Annotated in this window: 1 pseudogene; it reads left to right on the top strand. The window is 71.2% G+C overall.

Annotated features, from left to right (window positions below):
* Nucleotides 1–284: 284 nt before the first annotated feature.
* Nucleotides 285–1151 (top strand): annotated as a pseudogene (locus A5714_RS21345) (hypothetical protein); the annotation flags it as partial.

The following is a 1151-nucleotide window of genomic DNA, read 5'->3' as shown; positions in this document are numbered from 1 at the left end:
CCGAACGGACCGCGCCCACCGAGCGGGCCGCCACCGCAAGCACCCCCGGCGTCCCCGCAGCCGACGCCACACGAGGGGGAGCACCAACGGTTCGACGACTGGCTGCACCGGCACCTGGGGCAGTCACCGTCGGGCCCGTAACGGCGCCCGCCCGCTGCGCCCGGGGCGCGTAAACTTGGGCAACTAGGGGAATACGGGTGGGGATTCAGCGTCGCGGCGCGCTGTCGCTCAATGCAGCGGCGACGCCCCCATAGTCACTGCTGGCAAACGACCATGGAGGAGCTATGGACACCGTTCTCGGCGTGTCAATGGCGCCGACGGCAGTCCGTATGGTGCTGGTCGAAGGCGAAAATGGCGATGGCGCCACCGTTGACGAAGACAACTTCCACGTCGCGTCCGATGACGACGCGGCAACGATAAGCGCGGCCGACCAGGTCGTGTCGGCCATCCTGGGCACCCGCCAGGGAGCCGCCGAGGGCGGCTACCAGCTGGCGTCCACGGGTGTGACTTTCACCGACCCCGTCGAGGCCGCCGCACTGCGCGATGCCCTGGCCGCGCACAAGGTCGAGAATGTGATGCTGGTCTCGGCCTTCCTGGCCGCGGCGGCGTTGGCTCAAGCCGTCGGCAATCAGACCAACTACGCGCAGACGGCGCTGCTCTACATCGAGCCCGAGACGGCGACCCTGGCGGTCGTCGACAGCGCGGACGGCTCCATCGCCGAGGTGCGCCGCGAGCCGCTGCCGGCCGACGACGAGGCGGCGGTGGCCCAGCTCGCCAGCATGGTGTCCGGCGCGGAAAACCTGGAGACCCGCCCTGATGGCGTGTTCGTGGTCGGGTCGGGCATCGACCTGCCGCTGATCAAGCCGGCGCTGGAGGCCGCCACCTCGCTGCCGCTGATGGCGCCCGAGGAACCCGAAACGGCCCTGGCCCGGGGGGCGGCGCTGGCGTCGGCGAACGCCCCGCTGTTCTCCTCGTCCACCGCCGCGCTGGCCTACGCGCAAGACCCGGGTACCGGCGCCATCAATCCGTTCGCCGTGGCGCCCGGCTATTTCGACACCCCGGGCGACGCCGGCGAGGAAGCCCTGGCCTACAGCGCCGTCCCGGACGACGTGGACGACGACCTGTTCGCTGCCTCACCCACCGCGGCGACC

The sequence above is a fragment of the Mycobacterium sp. E2462 genome (assembly GCF_001672685.1).
Taxonomy (GTDB): Bacteria; Actinomycetota; Actinomycetes; order Mycobacteriales; family Mycobacteriaceae; genus Mycobacterium.
The sequence above is the reverse complement of the archived record's forward strand: the minus strand, read 5'-3'. Positions and strand labels throughout refer to the sequence as shown.